The organism is Mesorhizobium sp. M2C.T.Ca.TU.002.02.1.1 (genome assembly GCF_003997225.1).
The window spans coordinates 1-730 of the sequence record NZ_RZTO01001407.1; the positions used below are offsets into that span (position 1 = coordinate 1).

A 730-nucleotide genomic window follows, 5' to 3' on the forward strand; every position below is an offset into this window, starting at 1 on the left:
GGCCGACCGCATCGCCATCATGAAGGCCGGCCGCATGGTCGCATGCGGCGCGCTTCCGGAACTCCGTCGCCAGGCGGACCTGCCGCTTCGCATACGGGTGCATGTCGCCGACGGGACCGCGGCGCGGGAATTCACCGCCCGGCGCGGCGCGCAGTGGCTCGACGATCTGCGCTTCGAGCTCACCTGCGCCGACGACGGCAAGATCGAGGCGATCCGCAGCGTCTCGCTGCTGGAAGGCGTCTCCGACATCGAAGTGATGCCGGCGACATTGGTCGATCTTTGCGACGAGCTGACACGGGAGGCCGCGGAATGAACGCCATAGCAACGATTGCCGGTCGCGAGATACGCGACGGCCTTCGCAACCGATGGGCCCTTGGCGCGGTCCTGCTGATGGCCGGCCTGGCGCTGACGCTTGCGTTTCTCGGCAGCGCTCCCACGGGCGTGGTCGGCGCAAGCCCGCTCGAAGTCACGGTCGTCAGCCTGTCGAGCCTGACGATCTTCCTGGTTCCCTTGATCGCGCTCCTCCTGTCGCACGACGCAATCGTCGGGGAGCGGGATCGCGGCACCCTGCTGCTGCTTCTTTCCTATCCGCTCTCGCGCCGGCAGATCCTGTTCGGCAAGTTCCTCGGGCACCTGTCGATCCTGACGGTGGCGACGGTGCTCGGCTACGGCGCCGCCGGAGCGGCGCTCGCGCTTGCGGCCGGCGAGTTCGATGCCGAGAGCCTCGGCA

At 68.5% G+C, this 730-nt stretch carries 1 protein-coding gene and 1 pseudogene; both read left to right on the plus strand.

Translation table 11 applies throughout. The features are described from left to right. Nucleotides 1-313: pseudogene (locus tag EOD07_RS38005) on the plus strand (ABC transporter ATP-binding protein); the annotation flags it as partial. Next, on the plus strand, nucleotides 310-730 hold a 421-nt coding region (locus tag EOD07_RS36410; RefSeq protein WP_164772960.1), incomplete at its 3' end, for an ABC transporter permease subunit. The pseudogene EOD07_RS38005 and the gene EOD07_RS36410, both read left to right, overlap by 4 nt.